General features: G+C 61.1%; 22 protein-coding genes. 8 read left to right on the forward strand and 14 right to left on the reverse strand.

Annotated elements, in window-relative coordinates; translation table 11 throughout:
- Nucleotides 1-38: 38 nt before the first annotated feature.
- From BJN45_RS00955 to BJN45_RS00965, 3 genes are read right to left on the reverse strand one after another with little or no spacing between them, the layout of a single operon-like run.
- The gene (locus BJN45_RS00955) at nt 39-1,211 is read right to left on the reverse strand and encodes an isovaleryl-CoA dehydrogenase (protein WP_076091186.1); all 1,173 of its coding nucleotides are present in this window, start codon (nt 1,209-1,211) and stop codon (nt 39-41) included.
- Nucleotides 1,208-1,684 carry a PaaI family thioesterase gene (locus BJN45_RS00960; RefSeq protein WP_076091188.1) on the reverse strand — a complete coding sequence of 159 codons (477 nt, stop codon included), beginning with the start codon at nt 1,682-1,684 and terminating at the stop codon, nt 1,208-1,210. Before BJN45_RS00960 ends, BJN45_RS00955 begins: the two co-directional genes overlap by 4 nt.
- A 53-nt stretch (nt 1,685-1,737) precedes the next feature.
- The gene (locus BJN45_RS00965) at nt 1,738-2,127 is read right to left on the reverse strand and encodes a MerR family transcriptional regulator (RefSeq protein ID WP_028994025.1); all 390 of its coding nucleotides are present in this window, start codon (nt 2,125-2,127) and stop codon (nt 1,738-1,740) included.
- A gap of 96 nt (nt 2,128-2,223) precedes the next feature.
- Between BJN45_RS00965 and BJN45_RS00970 the strand changes: the two genes are divergently transcribed.
- The 3 genes from BJN45_RS00970 to BJN45_RS00980 all read left to right on the forward strand — a co-directional run bounded on the left by BJN45_RS00970 (nt 2,224) and on the right by BJN45_RS00980 (nt 5,933).
- Nucleotides 2,224-3,264: an MBL fold metallo-hydrolase gene (locus tag BJN45_RS00970; protein ID WP_076092456.1), complete on the forward strand. Its 1,041-nt coding sequence runs from the start codon at nt 2,224-2,226 to the stop codon at nt 3,262-3,264.
- A 16-nt stretch (nt 3,265-3,280) separates the two neighbouring features.
- Nucleotides 3,281-5,116: a PHA/PHB synthase family protein gene (locus BJN45_RS00975; protein WP_076091190.1), complete on the forward strand. Its 1,836-nt coding sequence runs from the start codon at nt 3,281-3,283 to the stop codon at nt 5,114-5,116.
- A gap of 157 nt (nt 5,117-5,273) precedes the next feature.
- Nucleotides 5,274-5,933, forward strand: coding sequence for an OmpA family protein (locus BJN45_RS00980; protein ID WP_076091192.1), 660 nt, complete (start codon nt 5,274-5,276; stop codon nt 5,931-5,933).
- Between the two features lie 46 nt (nt 5,934-5,979).
- Here BJN45_RS00980 and ubiT read toward each other — a convergent pair whose 3' ends face one another.
- Genes ubiT through ubiU form a run of 3 tightly spaced genes read right to left on the reverse strand, consistent with a single transcriptional unit; the run spans nt 5,980 to nt 8,347 of the window.
- Entirely contained in the window at nt 5,980-6,432 is a 453-nt protein-coding gene (gene ubiT, locus BJN45_RS00985) for a ubiquinone anaerobic biosynthesis accessory factor UbiT (RefSeq protein WP_076091194.1), read from the reverse strand.
- Nucleotides 6,429-7,337, reverse strand: a complete 909-nt coding sequence (locus tag BJN45_RS00990) for a U32 family peptidase (protein WP_076091196.1) — start codon at nt 7,335-7,337, stop codon at nt 6,429-6,431. The genes ubiT and BJN45_RS00990 overlap by 4 nt, the downstream gene beginning before the upstream one ends.
- 2 nt (nt 7,338-7,339) lie before the next feature.
- Nucleotides 7,340-8,347, reverse strand: a complete 1,008-nt coding sequence (gene ubiU / locus BJN45_RS00995; protein ID WP_076092458.1) for a ubiquinone anaerobic biosynthesis protein UbiU — start codon at nt 8,345-8,347, stop codon at nt 7,340-7,342.
- 126 nt (nt 8,348-8,473) lie between these two features.
- On the opposite strand from ubiU, the gene BJN45_RS01000 reads away from it, so the two are divergent.
- On the forward strand, nt 8,474-9,376 hold the full coding sequence (locus tag BJN45_RS01000; RefSeq protein WP_076091198.1) for a response regulator: 903 nt from the start codon (nt 8,474-8,476) through the stop codon (nt 9,374-9,376).
- 9 nt (nt 9,377-9,385) lie between these two features.
- On the opposite strand, the gene BJN45_RS01005 is transcribed toward BJN45_RS01000, so the two are convergent.
- The 6 genes from BJN45_RS01005 to BJN45_RS01030 are packed head-to-tail and all read right to left on the reverse strand — an operon-like array spanning nt 9,386 to nt 15,858.
- Nucleotides 9,386-10,309: a septal ring lytic transglycosylase RlpA family protein gene (locus BJN45_RS01005; protein ID WP_076092460.1), complete on the reverse strand. Its 924-nt coding sequence runs from the start codon at nt 10,307-10,309 to the stop codon at nt 9,386-9,388.
- A gap of 2 nt (nt 10,310-10,311) precedes the next feature.
- The gene (rodA, locus tag BJN45_RS01010; RefSeq protein ID WP_076091200.1) at nt 10,312-11,415 is read right to left on the reverse strand and encodes a rod shape-determining protein RodA; all 1,104 of its coding nucleotides are present in this window, start codon (nt 11,413-11,415) and stop codon (nt 10,312-10,314) included.
- The gene (gene mrdA / locus BJN45_RS01015) at nt 11,402-13,333 is read right to left on the reverse strand and encodes a penicillin-binding protein 2 (protein WP_076091202.1); all 1,932 of its coding nucleotides are present in this window, start codon (nt 13,331-13,333) and stop codon (nt 11,402-11,404) included. The genes rodA and mrdA overlap by 14 nt, the downstream gene beginning before the upstream one ends.
- 12 nt (nt 13,334-13,345) lie before the next feature.
- Nucleotides 13,346-13,867: a rod shape-determining protein MreD gene (mreD, locus tag BJN45_RS01020; RefSeq protein WP_076091204.1), complete on the reverse strand. Its 522-nt coding sequence runs from the start codon at nt 13,865-13,867 to the stop codon at nt 13,346-13,348.
- Nucleotides 13,867-14,781, reverse strand: coding sequence for a rod shape-determining protein MreC (mreC, locus tag BJN45_RS01025; protein WP_076091205.1), 915 nt, complete (start codon nt 14,779-14,781; stop codon nt 13,867-13,869). The genes mreD and mreC overlap by 1 nt, the downstream gene beginning before the upstream one ends.
- A 33-nt stretch (nt 14,782-14,814) precedes the next feature.
- Nucleotides 14,815-15,858: a rod shape-determining protein gene (locus BJN45_RS01030; RefSeq protein ID WP_076091207.1), complete on the reverse strand. Its 1,044-nt coding sequence runs from the start codon at nt 15,856-15,858 to the stop codon at nt 14,815-14,817.
- A gap of 105 nt (nt 15,859-15,963) precedes the next feature.
- Between BJN45_RS01030 and gatC the strand changes: the two genes are divergently transcribed.
- From gatC to gatB, 4 genes are read left to right on the forward strand one after another with little or no spacing between them, the layout of a single operon-like run.
- Nucleotides 15,964-16,251, forward strand: a complete 288-nt coding sequence (gatC, locus tag BJN45_RS01035) for an Asp-tRNA(Asn)/Glu-tRNA(Gln) amidotransferase subunit GatC (protein WP_076091209.1) — start codon at nt 15,964-15,966, stop codon at nt 16,249-16,251.
- Entirely contained in the window at nt 16,248-17,705 is a 1,458-nt protein-coding gene (gene gatA / locus BJN45_RS01040) for an Asp-tRNA(Asn)/Glu-tRNA(Gln) amidotransferase subunit GatA (RefSeq protein WP_076091211.1), read from the forward strand. The genes gatC and gatA overlap by 4 nt, the downstream gene beginning before the upstream one ends.
- 1 nt (nt 17,706) lies before the next feature.
- Complete coding sequence (locus tag BJN45_RS01045) at nt 17,707-18,231, forward strand: hypothetical protein (protein ID WP_076091213.1); 525 nt, start codon at nt 17,707-17,709, stop codon at nt 18,229-18,231.
- Nucleotides 18,232-18,243: 12 nt separating this feature from the next.
- Nucleotides 18,244-19,698, forward strand: coding sequence for an Asp-tRNA(Asn)/Glu-tRNA(Gln) amidotransferase subunit GatB (gene gatB, locus BJN45_RS01050; protein WP_076091215.1), 1,455 nt, complete (start codon nt 18,244-18,246; stop codon nt 19,696-19,698).
- Here the strand turns inward: gatB and BJN45_RS01055 are convergent.
- Nucleotides 19,664-20,347 carry a hypothetical protein gene (locus BJN45_RS01055; RefSeq protein ID WP_139326266.1) on the reverse strand — a complete coding sequence of 228 codons (684 nt, stop codon included), beginning with the start codon at nt 20,345-20,347 and terminating at the stop codon, nt 19,664-19,666. The two genes, gatB and BJN45_RS01055, sit on opposite strands and share 35 nt — an antisense overlap.
- Complete coding sequence (gene pyrE, locus BJN45_RS01060) at nt 20,301-20,942, reverse strand: orotate phosphoribosyltransferase (protein ID WP_076091219.1); 642 nt, start codon at nt 20,940-20,942, stop codon at nt 20,301-20,303. The genes BJN45_RS01055 and pyrE overlap by 47 nt, the downstream gene beginning before the upstream one ends.
- Nucleotides 20,943-20,953: the final 11 nt, after the last annotated feature.

A 20,953-nucleotide genomic window follows, 5' to 3' on the forward strand; every position in this document is an offset into this window, starting at 1 on the left:
TGCGGTGCCCCCGTTCCGGGAGCACCGGCGGGAGCGTTTTATGCAGTTTCGGCGAAAAGTTCGCGACCAATCAGCATTCTACGGATTTCGGAGGTGCCTGCCCCGATCTCGTAGAGCTTGGCATCGCGCCACAAACGGCCAGTCGGGTATTCGTTGGTGTAGCCGACGCCGCCCAGCGTCTGGATCGCCTCGCCAGCCATCCAGGTGGCCTTTTCGGCGGAATAGAGGATGGCGCCTGCGGCATCCTTGCGCAGCGTCCGGCTGTGATCGGTGGTGTCGCAGGCGCGGCCCAGTGCATAAACGTAGGCGCGGGTGGCCTGCCAGGTCGAGTACATGTCGGCAACCTTGCCCTGCATCAGTTGGAACTCGCCGATCGCCTGACCAAACTGCTTGCGCTCGTGCAGGAAGGGCACGACCACGTCCATGCACGCCGCCATGATGCCGAGCGGGCCACCACAGAGTACGGCGCGCTCGTAATCGAGGCCGGACATCAGCACCCTGGTGCCCTGGCCGACGCCGCCGAGGACGTTCTCCTCCGGCACTTCGCAGTCGTCGAAGAACAGCGGGAAAGTATTGGAGCCGCGCATGCCCAGCTTGTCGAGGTGGGTGCCGTGGGAAAAGCCCTTCATCCCCTTCTCGACGATGAAAGCGGTCATCCCCTTGGCACCTGCGTCCATGTCGGTCTTGGCGTAGACCACCAGGGTGTCGGCATCGCCGCCGTTGGTGATCCACATCTTCGAGCCGTTCAAAACATAGCGGTCGCCCTTCTTCTCGGCGCGCAGTTTCATCGACACGACATCGGAGCCGGCGCCCGGCTCGGACATCGCCAGCGCCCCGACATGCTCGCCGGAAATCAGCTTGGGCAGGTATTTCTGCCGCTGCGCCTCGCTGCCATTGCGGCGGATCTGGTTGACGCACAGGTTGGAGTGGGCGCCGTAGGACAGGCCGACCGAGGCCGAGGCGCGCGAGATTTCCTCAAGCGCGACGATGTGAGCCAGGTAGCCCATGTTGGTGCCGCCATATTCCTCGCCGGCGGTCATGCCGAGCAGGCCCATGTCGCCGAATTTCTTCCACAGATCGGCGGGAAATTCGTTGACGCGGTCGATCTCTGCGGCGCGCGGGGCGATCTCGGCGTCGGCGAAGGCTTTCACTGCATCGCGCAGCAGGTTGATGTCTTCGCCGAGGGCGAAGTCGAGGCTGGGAATATTCATTGGTTTGTCTCCGGTTTGTTGTTTGGTGTCTTGCTATCCGACTTGCCATGCATGGCCATGATCGTCTGCTGCATCAGCGCGCAGGGGGTTTCCTTGCCGTCCTTGACGGCGAAGACTTCGGCCTGGGTGACGATCAGCGTGCGCCCGGCACGGACCACCTTGCCGCGGGCGACCAGCTTTTCACCGTCGGCCGGGGCGAGCAGGTTCATCTTGTATTCAACGGTCAGCACCGAGGCGCTGGCCGGCACCGTGGTCATCGCCGCATAACCGGCGGCCGAATCGGCAATCATGCCGACGACGCCGCCATGGACGTAACCATGTTGCTGTTCGATGCCGTCCCAGTGCGGGACGTGTATTTCCGTGCTGCCGTATTCGATCAGCGGCATGCTGGCCTGAATCAGATCCATTGCACTCTGACGCTGGAAACTGGCGAGTACGCGTTCGGCAAAATCAGGGTCGGCTGGTTTGTGCATGGCAGTGGGTTTGTTTTACGTTGACGTTAACGTAAACCAATCGGCAAAAAAAATCACGCATTTTTCCTGCGCGTCAGTTCCTTTTCGCACTGCTGCTCGAACTGGCCGATTTCGGCGAGCATCGCTTCGATGTCCTCGCGCTGCTGCTCCAGGGCTTCCCGGCGTTTTGACATGACGCGCAGGCATTCCATCAGCTGCGGCGTTTCATCCTCGGTCGAGTTGTACATGCCGATCAGATCCTTGATCTCGGCCAGGCTCAGGCCGAGGCGTTTGCCGCGCAGGGCCATTTTCAGGCGGGCGCGGTCGCGGCGGGTGAAGATGCGCTTCTGTCCCTCGCGTTGCGGCGCGAGGATGCCCTGGTCTTCCCAGAAACGGATGGTGCGCGGGGTGATGGCGAATTCCCGGGCAAGGTCGGAAATGCTGAAGGTGGCCGGCTGGCTCATGATGTCTCCTGGTTGCCGCGAAGTTAAGCAGATGACGAAGCTTTTTTCAATCCGCTACCGTATGGTAACTTGTGCAAAAAAACGAAACGGAACAACATGTCCCTGAATTACCCCTTTACAGAGATTCCTGCAGCTGCGGAGCTGAGCGAAGTCGCGCCCGGTGTCTTCTGGCTGCGCATGCCGCTGCCCTTCCAGCTGGATCACATCAATCTGTGGCTGCTGCGTGATGGTGACGGCTGGACCATCGTCGACACCGGTTTCCCCGCCGATGAAGTGCAGCTTGCCTGGAAGGCCATCCTGGCCAGGCTTGACGGTCCGGTCAAGCGTCTGATCGTCACCCATTTTCATCCTGACCATCTCGGTCTGGCATCCTGGCTGATGGCGGAGACCGGTGCCGAACTGTGGATGACCAGCGGCGAGTTTCTGACGGCGCATGCCGTCTGGCAAGAAGTTGGCGGTCACGGTGCGCGCTTCATGGTCGAGCAGTTCCGTCGGCATGGGCTGGATGGCGAGCATCTGGCCCGGTTCGAGAAACGCGGATCGGGCTATCGCAAGGCGGTTCCAGCCCTGCCGGAATACTACCGGCGGGTGAAGGCAGGGGATTCGCTGATGATCGATTGTCACACCTGGCAAACAATCATCGGTTATGGTCACGCCCCGGAGCATATGTCGCTTTACTGTGCTGAACTCGGCGTGTTAATTTCCGGAGACATGCTTTTGCCAAGAATTTCCACCAACATCAGCGTTTTTGCAGCGACGCCGGATGCCGATGCCCTGCGCTGGTATCTCGATTCGCTGGACGTGCTGGCAAGGGAAATTCCGCAACAGACCCTGGTATTACCATCACACGGCCTGCCCTTTACCGGGGTGCAGGCGCGGGTGGGTGCACTGCATGCGCACCACGAAGAACGATTGCATGCGCTTGAGAACAGCTGTGAACACGCGCCGCAGAGCGCAGCCGGGTTGCTCGACGTGTTGTTTGGTCGGGCGCTCGATACACACCAAACGATGTTCGCGATGGGTGAAGCGATTGCCCATCTGAACTATCTGGAACAAGCCGGTCGGTTGTCGCGTAGCATCGACGCCGATGGGGTGATTCGCTATTCGCGGTTGCAGCACCGACCCGCCGCGCACTGACAGAGGGAGTTTCAAGATGTCGCAGCAAACCGAAGACAAGGGCGTCAATCTGCCCGATCCGGCCGAAATGGCCAAGACCTACGCCGAAGTCGCCCAGCGCGCTTCGCGGATCATTACCCAGTACATGGAAAAGAAGGCCAAGGACGGCGTCGAGGCACCGGCAGACGAACTCGGTGTGGCCAAGGCCTTCATGGACCTGTCGGCACGCCTGATGGCCAACCCATACAAGCTGGCGCAGACCCAGATGAACATGATGTGGGACTACTTCTCGTTGTGGCAGGGTTCCATGATGAAGATGATGGGCATGCCCGGCGCCGCGCCTGTCGCAGCCCCGAAGAAGGGGGACAACCGCTTCAAGGACGAGGAATGGGAACAGCATTTCCTGTTCGACTTCATGAAGCAGTCCTACCTGATCGCTGCCCGTCACATCCACGACACCGTGGCCGATACCGATGGTCTGGATGATGCGACCCAGCAGAAGGTCAATTTCTTCACCCGCCAGTACATCGACGCGCTGTCGCCGTCCAACTTCGCCATGACCAATCCGGAAGTCTTCCGCGAAACGGTCAAGAGCCACGGCCAGAACCTGATCAAGGGCCTGAACAACCTGCTGCACGATGTTGAAGCCGGTGATGGCCAGCTGCGGATCCGGATGACCGATACCTCGGCTTTCGAAATGGGCAAGAACGTTGCCACGACGCCGGGCAAGGTGATTTTCCAGAACGAACTCTTCCAGTTGATCCAGTACGATCCGAAGACCCCGGACCAGTACAAGAAGCCTTTCCTGATTGTGCCGCCGTGGATCAACAAGTACTACATCCTCGACCTGCGCGAGAAGAACTCGCTGGTCAACTGGGCAACCAGCCAGGGCCACACCACCTTCATCATGTCCTGGGTCAATCCGGACGAGAAGCTGGCGCAGAAATCCTTCGAGAACTATCTGCTCGAAGGCTCGCTGGAAGCCATCAACCAGGTCTGCGCGCACACCGGCGAAGACAGCGTCAACCTGGCCGGCTACTGCCTGGGCGGTACGCTGACCATGACCACGCTGGCCTACATGACAGCGAAAAAGGACAAGCGCGCCAATTCCGCCACCTTCTTCACCACCATGCTCGATTTCTCCGAACCGGGCGAACTGGGTGTCTTCCTTGATGAAGGTGCCGTTGCCGGGCTGGAAAAGAAGATGGCCGAACGCGGCTTCCTCGAAGGTTCGGAAATGGCCGGCACCTTCAACATGCTGCGGGCCAACGACCTGATCTGGTCGTTCGTGGTCAACAACTACCTGATGGGCAAGGATCCGTTCCCGTTCGACCTGCTCTACTGGAACTCGGATTCGACGCGCATGCCGGCAGCGATGCACAGTTTCTACCTGCGCAACATGTATCTGGCCAACAAGCTGAAGGAGCCGGGTGGCATCACGTTGGGCGGCGTCAAGATCGATCTGTCCAAGGTCAAGACCCCGTGTTATTTCATCTCGACCATCGAAGACCACATCGCGCCGTGGAAGAGTACCTACATGGGGGCACGCCTGCCGTCCGGACCGACCAAGTTCGTGCTGGGTGGTTCAGGCCACATTGCCGGCATCGTCAATCCGCCGGTTGCCAACAAGTACGGTTACTGGACCAATGATGCCACTGACGGCAATCTGCCGGAGAGCCCGGAAGATTTCCTCGCTGGTGCAACGCAGAATGCCGGCTCGTGGTGGACCCACTGGGATAAATGGGTGACCAGCCTGCCGGGTGGTTCGGCCAAGGTGCCGGCACGGCAACCGGATGCAGGTGCCCTCAAGGTCATCGAGGCAGCGCCGGGCAGCTACGTCAAGTTCCGCCTGGATACGCAGAAAAAAGACTGATCAGTTCGTTCGGAACTGTCGTCTGGATCAAGGGAGGGCTGCGGCCCTCTCTTTTTCGTGCTGCGGTTTTGCCATTTGTTACATATCCCTGACACGGCCTTCGACGGCGCGTGCTAACCTCAATTGGTACTCGTCGAACAACCCAAGGAGGTCGAATATGAAGAATACGATTCTGATTGTGAGTGCAGTCAGCCTGGCACTTTCCGGATGTGCAAACATGGATGAAACCCAGCGTGACACCGGCACCGGTGCAGCCATCGGCGCCGTTGCCGGCGCTGTCATCGGTGCTGCAACGGCCAGTCGTTCGGACCGCGGCAAGGGGGCGGCGATTGGTGCCGCCGCTGGCGCGGCGCTCGGTGCCGGTGGCGGTTACCTGTGGTCGAAGCGGATGCAGGACCAGAAGGCGGCAATGGAACAGGCGACCCAGGGCACCGGCGTCGAAGTGACGCAGACGGCCGACAATCGCCTGAAGCTGGAGATTCCCAGCGACATTTCCTTCGATTCCGGTCGCTACGACATCAAGCCCACGCTGCGTCCGGTCCTTGATCGTCTGGCCACCAGTCTGTCGCAGCATCCGGTGACGCGCGTGACCATCGTCGGTCATACCGACAATGTGGGTTCGGACGCGGGGAACAATCCGCTATCGGTTAACCGGGCGTCGGCCGTTCGCGACTACCTGGTGCCGCGTGGTGTGGCCGCATCCCGGATCAGCATCGACGGTCGCGGTTCACGCGAACCGGTGGCCGATAATTCGACGGCTGCTGGTCGTGCGATGAACCGCCGGGTCGAGATCTTTGTGGCCGAAACGGGCAACTGACCGTTCTGCTTGCAGCAGTAATGACAGCCCGCTGCGTGCGGGCTGTTCAGTTTCTGAGCAATGGAAACTGCGGCAGTGCCGGCCACTCGATGGCATCGAGCATGTTCTTGACGATCAGTCCGAGTTCGGTGTCGCCGGTGATTTCCAGTTCCCGGTTGAAGAACAGTGTGTCGGGGTCTTCCTGGCGGGCGAGCAACTGCAGGTAGGCCGAGAGGTTGGCGGCGAAGGCCAGGTCAGGCTCGCGCTGCGGCCGGAATACCGGGCGAAACAGGCCGTTGCTGAAGGTGTAACAGGCTTCGCCACCGGTATCGAGGACGCGAACGCGGAACAGCTTGTCCTCGAGTGCGGTCAACTCGGTTTCCGGCAGTAATTTCATTTTCAATGCGGCGTTCAGCGCGCCGACCAGTACCAGTGCATGCGGCCATTGCGGCAGTTTCTGGCCAATGCCGGCGATGAAAGCGGGCAGGCGGAAGCGGGGGATGACGAAGTTCGGACTCATGCGGGGACTCCGGATTGGGCAAGTGCTCGGGTGTGGTGTTCGGCAATGCCGGCATCGCCGAACCAGTAGCCGTCCACCAGGCCGCTGGTGCTCCATGGAGTGGTGTCGGCATCAACGGGTCGGTTGTGGCGGGCGGAGTCGAAGGCGCCGATGATGGCATCCATGTGTGCTTTTTGCGGGCTGATGCGCACGATGTCGATGCCCAGGGTGCGCATCGTCGGCATTTCGCCGAGCAGGCAGTAGCTTTGTGCCGACATCGTCTGGATGCCGTTGATGGTCAGGAACTCCTGGCCTTCGCGGGTACGTAGCGTCAGGCCCTCTTCGTGATCGAGGCACTTGAACTGGCAGTCGTCCTTGTTCAGGTCGTAGTGGCGGGCGGTGAAGCAGCGGGCGGAAAAGGCGAGGGGAATCCTGCCGTAGGCGAAGACCTCGGTTTCGACGCCGTCGGGGCGGCTGCGGTGCAGCGTCTCGATCAGTGCGCGCGAGGCCTCCAGTGGTGGCACCCAGCGGCGCATGCCGTAGCGGGCGAAGGTGACCAGCGTTGCCTCGTTGTAGATGTTGAGATGTGGGCCGGCGACGAATTCCTGCCCGAAAACGAGGTTGACCGCACCAAGATCATTGGCTTCGATCCTGCAGCCGGCTTCATCGACCAGGCGGCGCAGTGCCTTCAGATCACTTTCCGATTCGAGCAGGGCCTGGGCCGAGACGACGACTTCCTTGCCGGCGTCGCGCAGGTCGCGCGCCAGGCCGATCCAGTCGGTGGTGCGTAGTTGCTGGCGGCGCGAGCAGACGACTTCGCCGACGTGGATGATGTCGAGGGCCGGGTTTTCGGCCATCGCGGCATAGAATTCCATGACTTCGGCTTTGGGCCAGAAGTAGAGCAGGGGACCGAGCGACAGTTTCATGCTTATCTCCATGGCCGGTTGTAGGCGCCCAGCGTGGCCTGGCTGCCCTCGGAGACCTTGGACAGTTCTGCCTGCCAGGCCGGTTTCACGTGGAACCGTTCGCTGCCATCACGCAGTGAATCGAGCGCGGCGCGCAAGGTGCGGGTGACCTGGGCGACATAGGTCGGACTGCGCTGGCGGCCCTCGACCTTGATCGCCCTGACGCCGATCTTGACGATGTCGGGCAGGATGGAAAGAACATTCAGGCTGGTCGGTTCTTCCAGCGCGTAATAGGTTTCGCCCTGGACATCGAAGCGGCCCTTGCACAGCGTTGGATAGCCGGCCGGTTCGTCGTCGCCGAAGCGGTCGATGAGGATGCCGTTGAGGCGGGTTTCCATGGCGCCGGGCTGCTTGTCCCACTTGACGTACTTGGCCGGCGAGCAGGCGCCGACGGTATTGGGCGATTCGCCGCAGGCGTAGGAGGAGAGCCAGCAGCGGCCCTCGTTCATGACGCACAGGCTGCCGAAACCAAAGACCTCGATCTCGACGCTGGTGTTCCGGATCACGTGTTCGACCTGGGCCAGCGTCAGCACGCGCGGCAGGACCGCCCGGCGGACGCCGAATTCGCGCTGGCAGAAGTTGATCGCCTCGTAGCTGGTGGCCGAGCCCTGGACCGACAGGTGCAGGCGTTGCTGCGGATGCCGGCGGACGGCGTAGTCGAGCAGGCCGACATCGGCCAGGATAATTGCATCCACACCCTGGTCGACCGCAGCATCGACGGCTTTCTGCCAGTCGGCGACCCGTCCGGCTTGGGCGAAGGTATTGATCGCCAGCAGGACTTCGCGACCCTTGGCGTGGGCGTAGCGGATGCCGTCGGTCATGCTCTTCTGGTCGAAGTTGAGACCGGCGAAATTGCGCGCGTTGGTATCGTTCTTGAAGCCGAGATAGACGGCATCGGCACCATTGTCGATGGCTGCCTTGAGTGCCGGCAGGCTGCCGGCCGGACAGACGAGATCGGGCAGGGATGGCATGGCTGTTTTCATTCAGGACAATCGGAGAAGTATAGCTAGTGCGGAAAACCCACCATTGATCCTCATCAAAGGGCGGGCTCATGCTAGGATTCCAGCAACGTTTCCACCGCCGGAAAGCCAGCATTCATGTCTGAAAACCATGTTCTCGTTGTCGACGACGAAGCCATCAACCTGATGCTGATCGAGGATTTCCTCGAACAGGAAAACCTGCGCCTGGAAATGTTCAGCGATCCACTGATCGCGTGGCAGCGCATGGCGGAAGCCGGCAGCGATTTTTCCCTGGTCGTGCTCGACCGGATGATGCCGGGCATGGATGGCATGGAATTCCTGCGCCGGATCAAGGGCGACGGGCGTTTTGCCGATGTGCCGGTGATCATGCAGACCGCTGCCTCGGCGCCGGAACAGGTACGCGAAGGACTGGAGGCGGGGGCCTACTATTACCTGACCAAGCCGTATGCGCCGGAAGCATTGATCTCCATCGTCCGGGCAGCACTTGAGGATAGGCGCGCACGGGCTTCACTACGATCGCGTGCGGCGCGTCTGGAAGAAGCCCAGAAGCTCATGCTCGGCGCCGAGTATGGTTTCTCGACGCTGGAAGAGATTTCCTGCCTGGTGCCGGTGCTGGCTGCCCTGTGTCCGGAACCGGATCGTGTTGCTCCCGGTTTGTCCGATCTGATGGTCAATGCCGTCGAGCATGGCAATCTGGGCATCAGTTATCGCGAGAAGTCGTTGTTGAAGTGGGATGGCGACTGGGAAGCGGAAATCCGTCGCCGCCTTGTCCTGCCGCAATTTGTCGGGCGGCGGGCAAGCGTACGGGTCAGCCGGGAGGCTGGCGCGATCTCGTTTCGCATTACCGATCAGGGCGATGGTTTCGACTGGCAGAAATTCCTGGAATTCGATCCCGAGCGGGCTTTCGATCCGAATGGCCGCGGCATCGCCATGGCCCGGCTGACCAGCTTCTCCCGCCTCGAATACGAAGGTCGGGGCAATATTGTTACTGCCAGCATTGCCCTGCCGGGCAATGCCTGAGCATAAGGTTCAGCGCGAAACCACGGTCGGCTTGTAGCCCAGCGAACTGCGGATCCGTTCGGCAACGGCATCGGCTGCCGGGCGTGAGGCATAGGGTCCGAGTTGCAGGCGATGCAGGCCATTGGCGCGCAGGATGTGCATTTTTTCCGTCACCCAGTTCAGTTCGCGCTCCATGTGCAGCTTCAGATTGTCGGCATTGTCGGCATTGGAGAACGCACCAAACTGCAGGTAGATCCCCGGCGGTAACGATGTCTCGACCGCTGTTGCCGGTACGGAGGCTGTAGTTACGCTGGGCGGTGCAATCTGCGCATAGGTCGTAGCCGTGCTGTCGCCGGGCAGGATGGCCTCGACTTCGACCTGGCCGCTGCCGCCCTGGATCAGCCCGAGCTTGTAGGCGGCTGTGTACGAGAGATCAATGATCCGTCCGGCATGGAAGGGGCCGCGGTCGATCACCCGGACCACCACCGAACGCCCGCTGTGCAGGCTGGTGACACGGACATAGGAAGGCAGCGCCAGCGTCGGATGGGCGGCAGTCATCGCGAACATGTCGTAAGGCTCGCCGATCGAGGTTTTCTGACCGTGGAATTTCTTGCCGTACCAGCTGGCAATGCCGCGCGCCTTGTACGGGCGGACGCTGGTGTTCGGGACGTAACGGGTGCCAAACACTTCATACGGGCGCAGGGCAGGTTTATGCAAGGGCTCCCAGCGCGGCACGGCATCCGGGGTCTGCTCGAGGTTTTCCGGAATTTCGTCGGCCGGACCGTCGTCCTTGTAATAGCCGCCGCCCCGGCGCTGTGGTGCGCCTTGTACGCCAGGCGTCGGCCTGCTGTCAGTTGCCACAGGCGGGCGTACTGACGGCGAAGGGCGTTCAGGTGAGGCGCCGCAGGCAGCCAGCAGGAGGGCAACAAGAAGAGGGGGAAGGTAACGGGGCATGTTCATTTTTTCACCAGCATGCGATGGGTGTGGATGCTCATCAGGATGCCGACGCCCAGCATCAGTGTGACCAGGGCGGTGCCGCCGTAGCTGATGAATGGCAGGGGGACGCCAACAACCGGCAGGATGCCTGAAACCATGCCCATGTTGACAAAGGCATAGATGAAGAAAACCAGCGTCAGTGCGCTGGCCAGCAGGCGCGAGAACATTGTCGGCGCGGCGGCTGCGATCATCAGGCCGCGTCCGATCAGCAGTGTGAACAGGATCAGCAGGATGCCGTTGCCGAGCAGTCCCCATTCTTCGGAAAAGACGGCGAAGATGAAGTCGGTGTGCTTTTCCGGGATGAATTCGAGATGGGTCTGGCTGCCATTCAGCCAGCCTTTGCCCAGCCCGCCGCCCGAACCGATGGCGATGGTGGACTGGATGATGTGATAGCCGGCCCCGAGCGGATCTGATGTCGGGTCGAGCAAGGTCAGGACGCGGCGGCGCTGGTAATCGTGCAGCATCGTCCAGGCGAAGGGCATGGCTGCAGCAAAGGCGGCACCCAGTCCGAACATCACTTTCCAGGGGAGTCCGGCAAAGAAGATGACAAAGAAGCCGGCGGCACCGATCAGCAGCGAGGTGCCCAGATCAGGCTGTTTCAGGATGAAGGCAATCGGCACCAGCAGGATCAGGGTGGCAATGAAGAAGTGCTTCCCGCGTAGCATTGACTCGTGTTTGTGGAAGTACCAGGCCAGCATCAGGGGCATGGCAATCTTCATGATTTCGGATGGCTGGATACGCACGAAACCAAGGGAAATCCAGCGTCTGGAGCCGTTGACCACAATCCCGAAGAGGGCCACGCCAAGCAGCAGGATCACCCCGAGCAGATACAGGGGGACGGCGAAGCGCATCAGCGTTTGTGGCGGCGTCCGGGCAACCGCCAGCATGACGATCATCGATGCGGCGATGTTGATCAACTGCTTGTCGAGCTTCCAGAAACCATCGCTGGAGGTGGCCGAATAGATGGTCAGCAGACCGATGCCCATCAATGCCATGACGATCAGGAAGAGCGGAATGTCGAGATGAGCCAGAATGCCCTGGATGATGCGTTTAATCAGCTTCATCGATGGCTTCCTCGATCAGTTCGGTGTTTTCGTCAGCTTCCGGCGCTTCCACTTCTGGTGCCGGACCGCCCGGGAGCCTGCCGGTCAGATGATAGTCAAAAACCTGTCGGGCAATCGGTGCTGCGGACTGAGCGCCGAAGCCGCCGTTTTCGACCATCACGGCAACCACGATTTTGGGCTTGTCGACCGGGGCAAAGGCGACATACCAGGAATGGTCGCGGAGACGTTCCTTGACCTGACCGGCTACGTATTTCTGCCCGCTTTTCAGGCTGAAAACCTGGGCGGTGCCAGTTTTTCCGCCGGACTCGTAAGCCGCACCGGCAAATGCTCTGGATCCGGTGCCTTCGGTCACGACGCCGGCCATGCCGCGCTTGATGACTTCCACATGCTCGGGTTTGAGATCAATTTGCCTGACCGGCTGCGGTTCGACGACGCGGACCTCGCCGGTGGTCGGGTTGGTGATGGTGTTGACCAGGTGCGGACGGTACACCTTGCCGTAATTCAGGATGTTGGCCAGTGCATGCGCCATGTGCAAGGTTGAATAGGCGTTGTAGCCCTGGCCGATACCGATGGAAATGGTTTCTCCGGGATACCATTTCTGCTGTTCGCGTTTCTTGAAACGCCGCTGTTTCCATTCGGGTGAGGGCAGGATGCCGGTCGCTTCGCCCGGGATATCGATCTCGGTGCGCCGACCGAGACCGAGTTCGCCCATGAAACGGGCGATATTGTCGATACCCATGTCGTTGGCCAGCACGTAGTAATAGGTGTTGCAAGAAACGACGATGGATTTGTGCATGTCGACCATGCCATGTCCGCCAACCTTGTCGTCCATGAAACGTCGGTTGCCGAAGTTGAAGTAGCCGGCATCGGCAATGGCTTGACCGGGCGTGCGTTTGCCGGTGGTCAGCGCAGCCAGCGCCATCAGGGGCTTGAACGTCGAGCCGGGTGGATGGGTGCTGTAGATGGCCCGGTTGAGCATCGGCTTGTCGGGGTTGTTGTTCAATTCGTCCCAGTCGTCGAAGCGTATGCCGTCGACGAAAAGGTTGGGATCGAAGGCCGGTGAGGAAACCAGGGCGAGGACAGCACCGTTGCTCGGATCGATCGCTGCCAGCGAGCCACGGCGATCACCAAAGGCTTGCTCCGCCACCGCCTGCAGTTTGGCGTCCAGCGTCAGTGTCAGGTTGTTGCCGGGGATCGGAGCGGTCTGCGACAGCACGCGTACGGCTCGGCCGCCTGCATCCACTTCAACCTGTTCGTGACCGGCGGTACCGTGAAGTTCGAACTCATAATGGGCTTCCAGGCCGATCTTGCCGATGTGTTCGGTGCCTTTGTAATTTGCTTCGTGGCCGCCGGCATCGATCAATTCCTTATCCTTGGCGTTGATCCGGCTGATGTAGCCGATGGCGTGGGCGGCCAGCGAATTTTCCGGGTACTGGCGGAACAGGCGGGCCTTGACTTCAACGCCGGGGAAGCGGTAGCGCTGAGCAGCAAAGCGGGCAACCTCCTGGTCGGACAGTCGGGTCCGGATCGGGATGGATTCGAAGTTCTTCGATTCTTCGAGCAGACGCTTGAAACGGCGGCGATCCTTGAGCTGTATCTCGACGATTTCGCCGAGACTGTCGATCGTTTCTTCCAGGCCGAGCGTTTTCGAAGGCGTGATTTCGAGTGTGAATGCCGAATAGTTTCGGGCCAGGATGACGCCGTTGCGGTCCACGATGTTGCCGCGGTTCGGCATCACCGGTACCAGTGAGATGCGGTTGCTTTCGGCGCGGGTGGCGTAGTACTCGTGCTGCACTATCTGCAGGTAAAAGAAACGGCCGAAGAGCAGACAGAAACACAGCAGGACAAAGGAGCCGGCGAAAAGTATGCGTTTGCGAAACCGGTCTGGATCCTGCTCGCTGTGATGAAAATCGCTCATTGTCAGTCAGGTTCAGAGCGGACGGTTTTCGTCACGCTCCACCGGCTGGTATTGGGGCAGCAGCAGCAGGAAGGTGACAGGAATCCACAGTAGTGTCGCGATCAGCGGGCCGGTGAGATAACCCCAGCCGGGAAATTCGGCACCGGTCAGCATGCGCATGAGCAGCTGGATGAGCTGGCAACCGACCAGCATGGGCAGAACTTGCAAGGCTTGCTGGGCGAGCGGGAACCACAGGATGCGTCGCGCCTGGGCTGCAGTGACGTAGGCCAGCAGGACGTAGGCAAAGCAATGCTGGCCTAGCACGGCGCCATCGGCGACGTCCATGGCGAGCCCCAGGATAAAGGCCCAGCCCATGCCGACGCGCCGCGGTTCGCGAATGCTCCAGAAGCACAGGACGAGGGCGACCCAATCAGGAACTCCCGGCCAGTGGGCTGTCGGCAGGAAGTTCAGCAGCAGCGCGGCAAACAGGCTGAAGATGATGAACCACGGCCGTACCGGCAGGAGAATCCGGGAAGAAGAAAAAGTGGGTTGCATTATTTTGCCGCCGCCTTGCTGGGGGCCCCGGTATTGCCGGTGCGGCCAGGTGATTCCGGCGGGGCGGGTGGTTGTGGCTGACGGGGAGAGAGGACGAGAACCTCGCCGAAATTTTCGACGGCGGCAACCGGAACGCAGCGGATACGGGCAAATGCGTACGAGTTCTCGCGTTCGATGCTGACCACACGGGCAACCGGGAAGCCCGGCAGGTAAACGCCGTCAAGTCCGGAAGTGACGAGCAGGTCACCTTCCTTGATGTCAGCGTTGGCCGGAATATAGCGCAATTCCAGCTGGCCGCTGCCCAGGCCGAAGACGACGGAGCGCTGGCCGCTGCGTACCACCTGGACAGGAACCGTCTGATCCTTGTCGGTGATCAGCGTGACTTCGGCGGAGAACGGGAAAACGCGTGTGACCTGGCCGACGACGCCGGCCTCGTCGATGGCTGGCTGGCCGGCAACGATCCCCGACTGTTGTCCCTTGTCGATGATGATGCGGCGCGAGAACGGGTCGCGGGCCGTGTACATGATTCTGGCCACCGCGCCATTGGCCTTCTCGCGCTCGGTGACGGCCAGCAGTTTGCGCAGGCGCTCGTTTTCACCTTCCAGGTGCTCCAGGCGCAGCAGGTTGGGGGCGAGTTGCAACTGGGCCTGTTTCAGCCGCGCATTTTCGTCGAGCAGATCGTGCAGGCCGCGCAGGTAGCCGCCAGCGTGGTCGACCAGGCTGCCCGGCGTCTGGGCAGCGCGTTGCACCGGGTCAGTCACCAGGGCAATGCTCTGGCGCAGCAGATCAAGGCTGCGCAGGCGCAAGTCGACGACAAACAGCGCCAGCGAGATGGCGATGTAGAAAGTCAGAAGGGCCAGCGGTGCTGGCCCTCGCTTGAAAAAAGGCGGTGGAGCGTGGTCGGTGCCGGCCATCGCGATCAGTCCTGCAATGTTGCGGTCGACGCGTTAATCCGAGGCAAAAATGCTGCCCAGCTTGTCCATTTTTTCCAGCGCCATGCCGCAGCCGCGGGCGACGCAGGTGAGTGGCTCGTCGGCAACGATCACCGGCAGGCCGGTCTCTTCCATCAGCAGGCGGTCGAGATCGCGCAACAGGGCGCCACCACCGGTCAGGACCATGCCCTTCTCAGCGATGTCGGCGCCGAGTTCCGGCGGCGTCTTTTCCAGCGCCGACTTCACGGCGGAAATGATCTGGTTCAGCGGGTCGGTCAGCGCTTCGAGGATTTCGTTCGACGAAATCGTGAACTTGCGCGGGATGCCTTCGGCCTTGTTGATGCCGGACACTTCCATTTCCTTGACTTCGGCACCCGGGAAAGCAGAGCCGATGGTCTTCTTGATGTTCTCGGCGGTGTTCTCGCCGATCATCATGCCGTAGTTGCGGCTGATGTAGTTGATGATGGCTTCGTCGAGCTTGTCGCCGCCGACGCGCACCGAACCCGCATAGACCATGCCGCCGAGCGAGATGACGCCGACTTCGGTGGTGCCGCCGCCGATGTCGACAACCATCGAACCGGTGGCTTCGGAAACCGGCAGGCCGGCGCCGATCGCGGCGGCCATCGGTTCCTCGATCAGGTATACCTGGCTGGCGCCGGCGCCGAGGGCCGATTCGCGGATCGCGCGGCGTTCGACCTGGGTCGAGCCGGAGGGCACGCAGATGATGATCCGCGGGCTCGGCGAAAACAGCTTGGAATCGTGCGCCTTCTTGATGAATTGCTTGAGCATCTGCTCGGTGACGGTGAAGTCGGCAATCACGCCATCCTTCATCGGCCGGATGACCGTGATGCTGCCGGGGGCCTTGCCAAGCATTTCCTTGGCTTCCTTGCCGACGGCCTGGATGGTTTTCTTGGCGTTGGGGCCGCCTTCGAGGCGGATCGCAACGACCGACGGCTCATCGAGGACGATCGAGCGGCCACGCACGTAAATCAGCGTATTGGCCGTGCCGAGGTCGATGGCGAGGTCGTTGGAAAAATACTTGGAGAGGAATCCGAACATCTGTTGTGCTCCGCGCGGGGGATGCGGTAGATAAAGCTTTTATGATACCTTACAACGCTTTCGTTTTTAAGACTTTGTGCGCTGCAAAAAGTCTTTTTCAAGCCCATGTCGCTCACTACAGAACAGGTAAAACGGATCGCCCATCTCGCCCGTATCGAGGTCAGCGAATCCGAGGCATTGACCACTCAGGGTCATCTCAACGGCATCTTCGAATTGATCGAGCAGATGCAGGCGGTCGACACCACCGGCGTCGAGCCGATGGCGCACGCCCAGGATGTTTCGCAGCGCCTGCGCACAGATGCCGTCAGCGAGACCGACCGGCGCGCCGCCTACCAGGCCGTCGCACCGGAAACCGAGGCGGGCCTCTATCTCGTGCCGAAGGTGATCGAATGATCCACAAGAGTCTGAAGCAACTGTCGCAGGCGTTGGCGGCGAAGGAAATCTCCAGCGTCGAGTTGAGTACGCTGTTTCTCGATCGTATCGAGCGCCTGAATCCGGAAATCAATGCTTTTGTCACGGTCGACCGTGAAAAAACGCTGAAAATGGCCGCTGCCGCCGATGCCCGCATCGCTGCCGGCAGCGCCGGGCCGTTGACCGGCATCCCGATCGCGCAGAAGGACATCTTCTGTGCCGAGGGCTGGCGTACGACCTGCGGTTCGAAGATATTGGCCAATTTCGTTGCCCCTTACGACGCCACGGTGATCGAGAAGATGCACCGCGATGCCGGCATGGTTTCGCTGGGCAAGACCAATATGGACGAATTTGCCATGGGCTCGTCGAACGAAACCTCGTTCTTCGGTCCGGTGAAGAATCCGTGGGACCGCGCTCGCGTGCCCGGTGGCTCATCCGGCGGTTCGGCGGCGGCAATCGCCGCCCGGCTGGCGCCGGCGGCAACCGGCACCGATACCGGCGGTTCGATCCGCCAGCCGGCAGCGCTGTGCAACCTGACCGGCCTGAAGCCGACCTACGGCGTCGTCTCGCGCTACGGCATGATTGCCTACGCCTCGTCGCTCGACCAGGGCGGCCCGATGGGCGCTTCGGCCGAAGACTGCGCGCTGCTGCTCAATACCATGGCCGGTTTCGATCCGCGCGACTCGACTTCGCTTGAACGCCCGGCCGAAGATTACGCCCGGGATCTGGACAAGCCGCTGGCTGGCCTGCGCATCGGTCTGCCCAAGGAGTTCTTCGGCGAAGGCTGCGATGCGGCGGTGATGGCCGCGGTCCAGGATGCGATCGCGGAATATCGCCGTCTTGGCGCGTCGACCGTGGAAGTTTCGCTGCCCAACTCGCATCTGTCGGTGCCGGCCTACTACGTTATCGCGCCAGCCGAGGCGAGCTCGAACCTGAGCCGTTTCGACGGTGTCCGCTACGGTTACCGTGCGCCGGACTACGGCAACCTCGACGACATGTACATGAAGACGCGGGCGCAGGGGTTCGGCGATGAGGTCAAGCGCCGGATCATGATAGGTGCCTATGTTTTGTCGCATGGCTACTACGACGCCTATTACCTGCAGGCACAGCGCATCCGCCGGCTGATCGCCAACGATTTCGTCGCCGCCTTCGAGTCGTGCGACGTGATCCTCGGTCCGACGTCGCCGACCACCGCGTTCAAACTTGGCGAAAAGTCCGCTGACCCGGTGCAGATGTACCTGTCCGATATCTACACCATCGCCGTCAACCTCGCCGGTCTGCCCGGCATGGCGCTGCCTTGCGGTTTTGCCGGCGGCCTGCCGGTGGGTCTGCAGCTGATCGGCAACTACTTCGACGAGGCTCGCCTGCTCAATGTCGCCCATCGCTACCAGCAGGCGACGGACTGGCACCAGCGTCGTCCGGAAGGTATCGAATAAGATGCGCAGCCGTTTGTTGATCCTGGTCACGGCCGCCTGGCTGGCGGCCTGTGCTACGCCGCCGAAGGCGCCCGAGCCGGTGGTCGAGGCGCCGCCGACACCGGCTGTCGAAGAAGCGCCGAAATTCAAAAATTCGACGCTGAAATATCTGGCCAACCGCAAGCTCAAGCCACAACCGACCCGGCCCCTCAATGTCCGCTCGCGTTGCTCGCACAGCGATGCGATCGGTACCGTCACTCGGCTCAACATGCTGGTCAAGGAAGCCGAAGTGAAGTCCTTCGACGCCCAGGTGAGCATGAAAGGACATGGCGTTTGCCGCTTCAACATGAAGGACTTCAAGCAGGATGCAAAACTGCCGCAGGTCCTGTTGCGCCACAAGCAGGAAAACGACTGCACCGTGCGCATGTGGGAGCAGGGACACAACGTCACCATCGCCTTTAACAGCTGCCATAAATCCTGTGATGGCAAGGCTTTCGATTATCTGTGGCCGGTCGTCGTCGACGCCCGCAACGGCCGCTGTCATTGAACGGATGAAACCATGAATCAGTGGGAAGTAGTGATCGGCATCGAGACGCACGCTCAGCTGGCGACCGTCTCGAAAATCTTTTCCGGTGCGTCGACGGCCTTCGGCGCCGAGCCGAATACCCAGGCTTGTGCGGTCGACCTCGCCCTGCCGGGTGTTTTGCCGGTGCTCAACCGGCAGGCGGTCGAGTGCGCGATCCGCTTTGGGTTGGCGATTGGCGCCCATGTCGCGCCGAAATCCGTTTTCGCGCGCAAGAATTATTTCTACCCGGACCTGCCCAAGGGTTATCAGATCAGCCAGATGGACCTGCCGGTCGTCGTCGGCGGCCAGATTGCACTGCAGGTCGGCCAGGGCGACAAGGCTTACGAGAAGGTGGTTAACCTGACCCGCGCGCACCTCGAGGAGGATGCCGGCAAATCGCTGCACGAGGATTTCCACGGCAAATCCGGCATCGACCTCAATCGCGCTGGCACACCGCTGCTCGAAATCGTCACCGAGCCGGACATGCGTTCGTCGGACGAGGCGGTCGCCTACGCCCGCGCGCTGCATGCGCTGGTGCGCTGGATCGGCATCTGCGATGGCAACATGCAGGAAGGCTCATTCCGCTGCGACGCCAACGTCTCGGTGCGTCCGAAAGGGCAGGCCGAGTTCGGTACCCGGCGCGAGATCAAGAACCTGAATTCCTTCCGTTTCCTCAAGGAAGCCATCGACTTCGAAGTCCAGTGGCAGATCAACGAGATCGAGGAAGGCCGCAAGATCCAGCAGGCCACCGTGCTGTTCGATCCGGACAGCGGCGAGACGCGGATGATGCGCAGCAAGGAAGACGCCCACGACTACCGCTACTTCCCCGATCCCGACCTGCTGCCGCTGATCATCGACGAGGCATGGATGGCGCGGGTGCGCAGCGAGTTGCCTGAATTGCCGCAGCAGAAGCGCGAGCGCTTTGTCGGCGAGCTGGGATTGTCGGTCTACGATGCCGCAATGCTGACTGCCAGTCAGGAAATCTCCGAATATTTCGAGTCGACCGTAGCAGTGGCCGGTGAGGCCAGCGCCAAGCCCTGTGCCAACTGGGTGATGGTCGATCTGGCCGGGCGTCTGAACAAGGATGGTGTGGACATTGCCGCGGCAGCGGTTTCACCACAGCAACTGGGTGGGCTGATCCTGCGCATCGCCGACAACACCATTTCAAACAACATCGCCAAGAAGGTCTTCGAGGCGCTGTGGCTGGGTGAAGGCGCGACGGCTGACGAGGTTATCGAGAAGCAGGGGTTGAAGCAGATCACCGACAGTGCTGCCATCGAATCCCTGGTCGACGAGGTTCTTGCCGCCAACGCTGCCAACGTCGCCGAATTCAAGGCTGGCAAGGAAAAGGCGTTCAATGCGCTGGTCGGTCAGGTGATGAAGGCGGCCAAGGGCAAGGCCAACCCGCAGCAGGTCAACGACCTGCTGAAGAAGAAGCTGGCGGAGTAGGCGAGGTTCCGGTCAGTTCGAAGTAGCGGCGGCGGTCCATGTCGTACTTGGCATGGATTGTTGCCAGTTCCTTGCGCTTGAGTTCGATCAGTTCCTGCTGCAGACGGATTTCGTGACCGACTGTGCGTAGATTGTTTTCGAGGTCGGGCGGCATCGCCTTGCGCTTGTAGAATTCAGCTTCTGCTGCGAGCTTCCTCTGCAGTTTCTGCTGTTCGACAATTTTTTCGTGGGCAGTCCGGATCGTCTGCTTGACGTCGTTTTCGGCCTTGTTCTGGGCCATGTCGATATCTTCAGCCGTCGCATAGGTGGCCAGCAAGGCCTGATCAATGCGCCGGCGCTCGCGACGGTCTTCTTCCAGCTGTTTGACGCGCGCTGCTTCAATCGCAGCCGCCGCTTTTTGTTCCGGCGTCAGCGGTGCCGCGACTTCCTTGATGACGTTGCCTGCCTTGTCGAAAATCCGGTGCGCCTGCCCACGGCACAGCGCAGGGAGTGTGTCACCGCAAACCCTGCGGCCGCTGCCCGGATCGGTGCAGCAAAATAACTGCCCTGTCGCCCCCCAAGCCGGAGTGACCAGCACCATCAGCAGGAGGGCAGCGGGTAGTTTAGGCATCGACACCATACTGCTCGCGATAGCGGGCGACAGCGTCACGGTGCCCGGCGAATTCGGGATGCTTTTCGATGTAGGCCATCAGGTCGCGCAGTCCGGCAACGGCGATTACCGGAATGCCATAGTCGCGCCGGACTTCCTGCACGGCCGACAATTCACCCTGGCCGCGTTCCTGGCGGTCCAGTGCGATCAGCACGCCAGCTGGCGTTGCGCCGGCCGCACGGATCATTTCGACCGATTCGCGGACAGAGGTGCCGGCGGAGATGACATCGTCGACGATCAGCACGCGTCCCTGCAGCGGTGCCCCGACGATCGTGCCGCCTTCGCCGTGATCCTTGGCTTCCTTGCGGTTGAAGGCAAACGGGAAATTGCTGCCCTGGTCGGCCAGGGCAATGGCGATTGCGGCAACCAGCGGGATGCCCTTGTATGCCGGACCAAACAGCATGTCGAACTGAACGCCGCCGACACTCGCCGCTTTCGCGTAAAATCCGGCGAGCCGTCCAAGTGACGCGCCATCATTGAACAGGCCGGCATTGAAGAAATAAGGCGACAGCCGCCCCGCCTTGGTCTTGAACTCGCCAAAGCGCAACACCTGGCAGTCGAGGGCGAACTCGATGAAATCCTGACGAAAATCCATAACTCTCCAGT

The sequence above is a fragment of the Azonexus hydrophilus genome (assembly GCF_001956855.1).
GTDB lineage: Bacteria > Pseudomonadota > Gammaproteobacteria > Burkholderiales > Rhodocyclaceae > Azonexus > Azonexus hydrophilus_A.

Bases quoted from the DNA above. Each gene is read 5' to 3' on its own strand.
- BJN45_RS01005 (WP_076092460.1), bottom strand. From the start codon at position 10,309: ATGCCCCGTTACCTTCCCCCTCTTCTTGTTGCCCTCCTGCTGGCTGCC.
- BJN45_RS00965 (WP_028994025.1), bottom strand. From the start codon at position 2,127: ATGAGCCAGCCGGCCACCTTCAGCATTTCCGACCTTGCCCGGGAATTC.
- mreC (WP_076091205.1), bottom strand. From the start codon at position 14,781: ATGGCCGGCACCGACCACGCTCCACCGCCTTTTTTCAAGCGAGGGCCA.
- BJN45_RS00990 (WP_076091196.1), bottom strand. From the start codon at position 7,337: ATGAAACTGTCGCTCGGTCCCCTGCTCTACTTCTGGCCCAAAGCCGAA.
- BJN45_RS01000 (WP_076091198.1), top strand. From the start codon at position 8,474: ATGTCTGAAAACCATGTTCTCGTTGTCGACGACGAAGCCATCAACCTG.
- gatB (WP_076091215.1), top strand. From the start codon at position 18,244: ATGAATCAGTGGGAAGTAGTGATCGGCATCGAGACGCACGCTCAGCTG.
- ubiT (WP_076091194.1), bottom strand. From the start codon at position 6,432: ATGAGTCCGAACTTCGTCATCCCCCGCTTCCGCCTGCCCGCTTTCATC.
- BJN45_RS00975 (WP_076091190.1), top strand. From the start codon at position 3,281: ATGTCGCAGCAAACCGAAGACAAGGGCGTCAATCTGCCCGATCCGGCC.
- mrdA (WP_076091202.1), bottom strand. From the start codon at position 13,333: ATGAGCGATTTTCATCACAGCGAGCAGGATCCAGACCGGTTTCGCAAA.
- rodA (WP_076091200.1), bottom strand. From the start codon at position 11,415: ATGAAGCTGATTAAACGCATCATCCAGGGCATTCTGGCTCATCTCGAC.
- pyrE (WP_076091219.1), bottom strand. From the start codon at position 20,942: ATGGATTTTCGTCAGGATTTCATCGAGTTCGCCCTCGACTGCCAGGTG.
- BJN45_RS01045 (WP_076091213.1), top strand. From the start codon at position 17,707: ATGCGCAGCCGTTTGTTGATCCTGGTCACGGCCGCCTGGCTGGCGGCC.
- BJN45_RS00970 (WP_076092456.1), top strand. From the start codon at position 2,224: ATGTCCCTGAATTACCCCTTTACAGAGATTCCTGCAGCTGCGGAGCTG.
- BJN45_RS00955 (WP_076091186.1), bottom strand. From the start codon at position 1,211: ATGAATATTCCCAGCCTCGACTTCGCCCTCGGCGAAGACATCAACCTG.
- gatC (WP_076091209.1), top strand. From the start codon at position 15,964: ATGTCGCTCACTACAGAACAGGTAAAACGGATCGCCCATCTCGCCCGT.
- BJN45_RS01030 (WP_076091207.1), bottom strand. From the start codon at position 15,858: ATGTTCGGATTCCTCTCCAAGTATTTTTCCAACGACCTCGCCATCGAC.
- BJN45_RS00960 (WP_076091188.1), bottom strand. From the start codon at position 1,684: ATGCACAAACCAGCCGACCCTGATTTTGCCGAACGCGTACTCGCCAGT.
- gatA (WP_076091211.1), top strand. From the start codon at position 16,248: ATGATCCACAAGAGTCTGAAGCAACTGTCGCAGGCGTTGGCGGCGAAG.
- mreD (WP_076091204.1), bottom strand. From the start codon at position 13,867: ATGCAACCCACTTTTTCTTCTTCCCGGATTCTCCTGCCGGTACGGCCG.
- ubiU (WP_076092458.1), bottom strand. From the start codon at position 8,347: ATGCCATCCCTGCCCGATCTCGTCTGTCCGGCCGGCAGCCTGCCGGCA.
- BJN45_RS00980 (WP_076091192.1), top strand. From the start codon at position 5,274: ATGAAGAATACGATTCTGATTGTGAGTGCAGTCAGCCTGGCACTTTCC.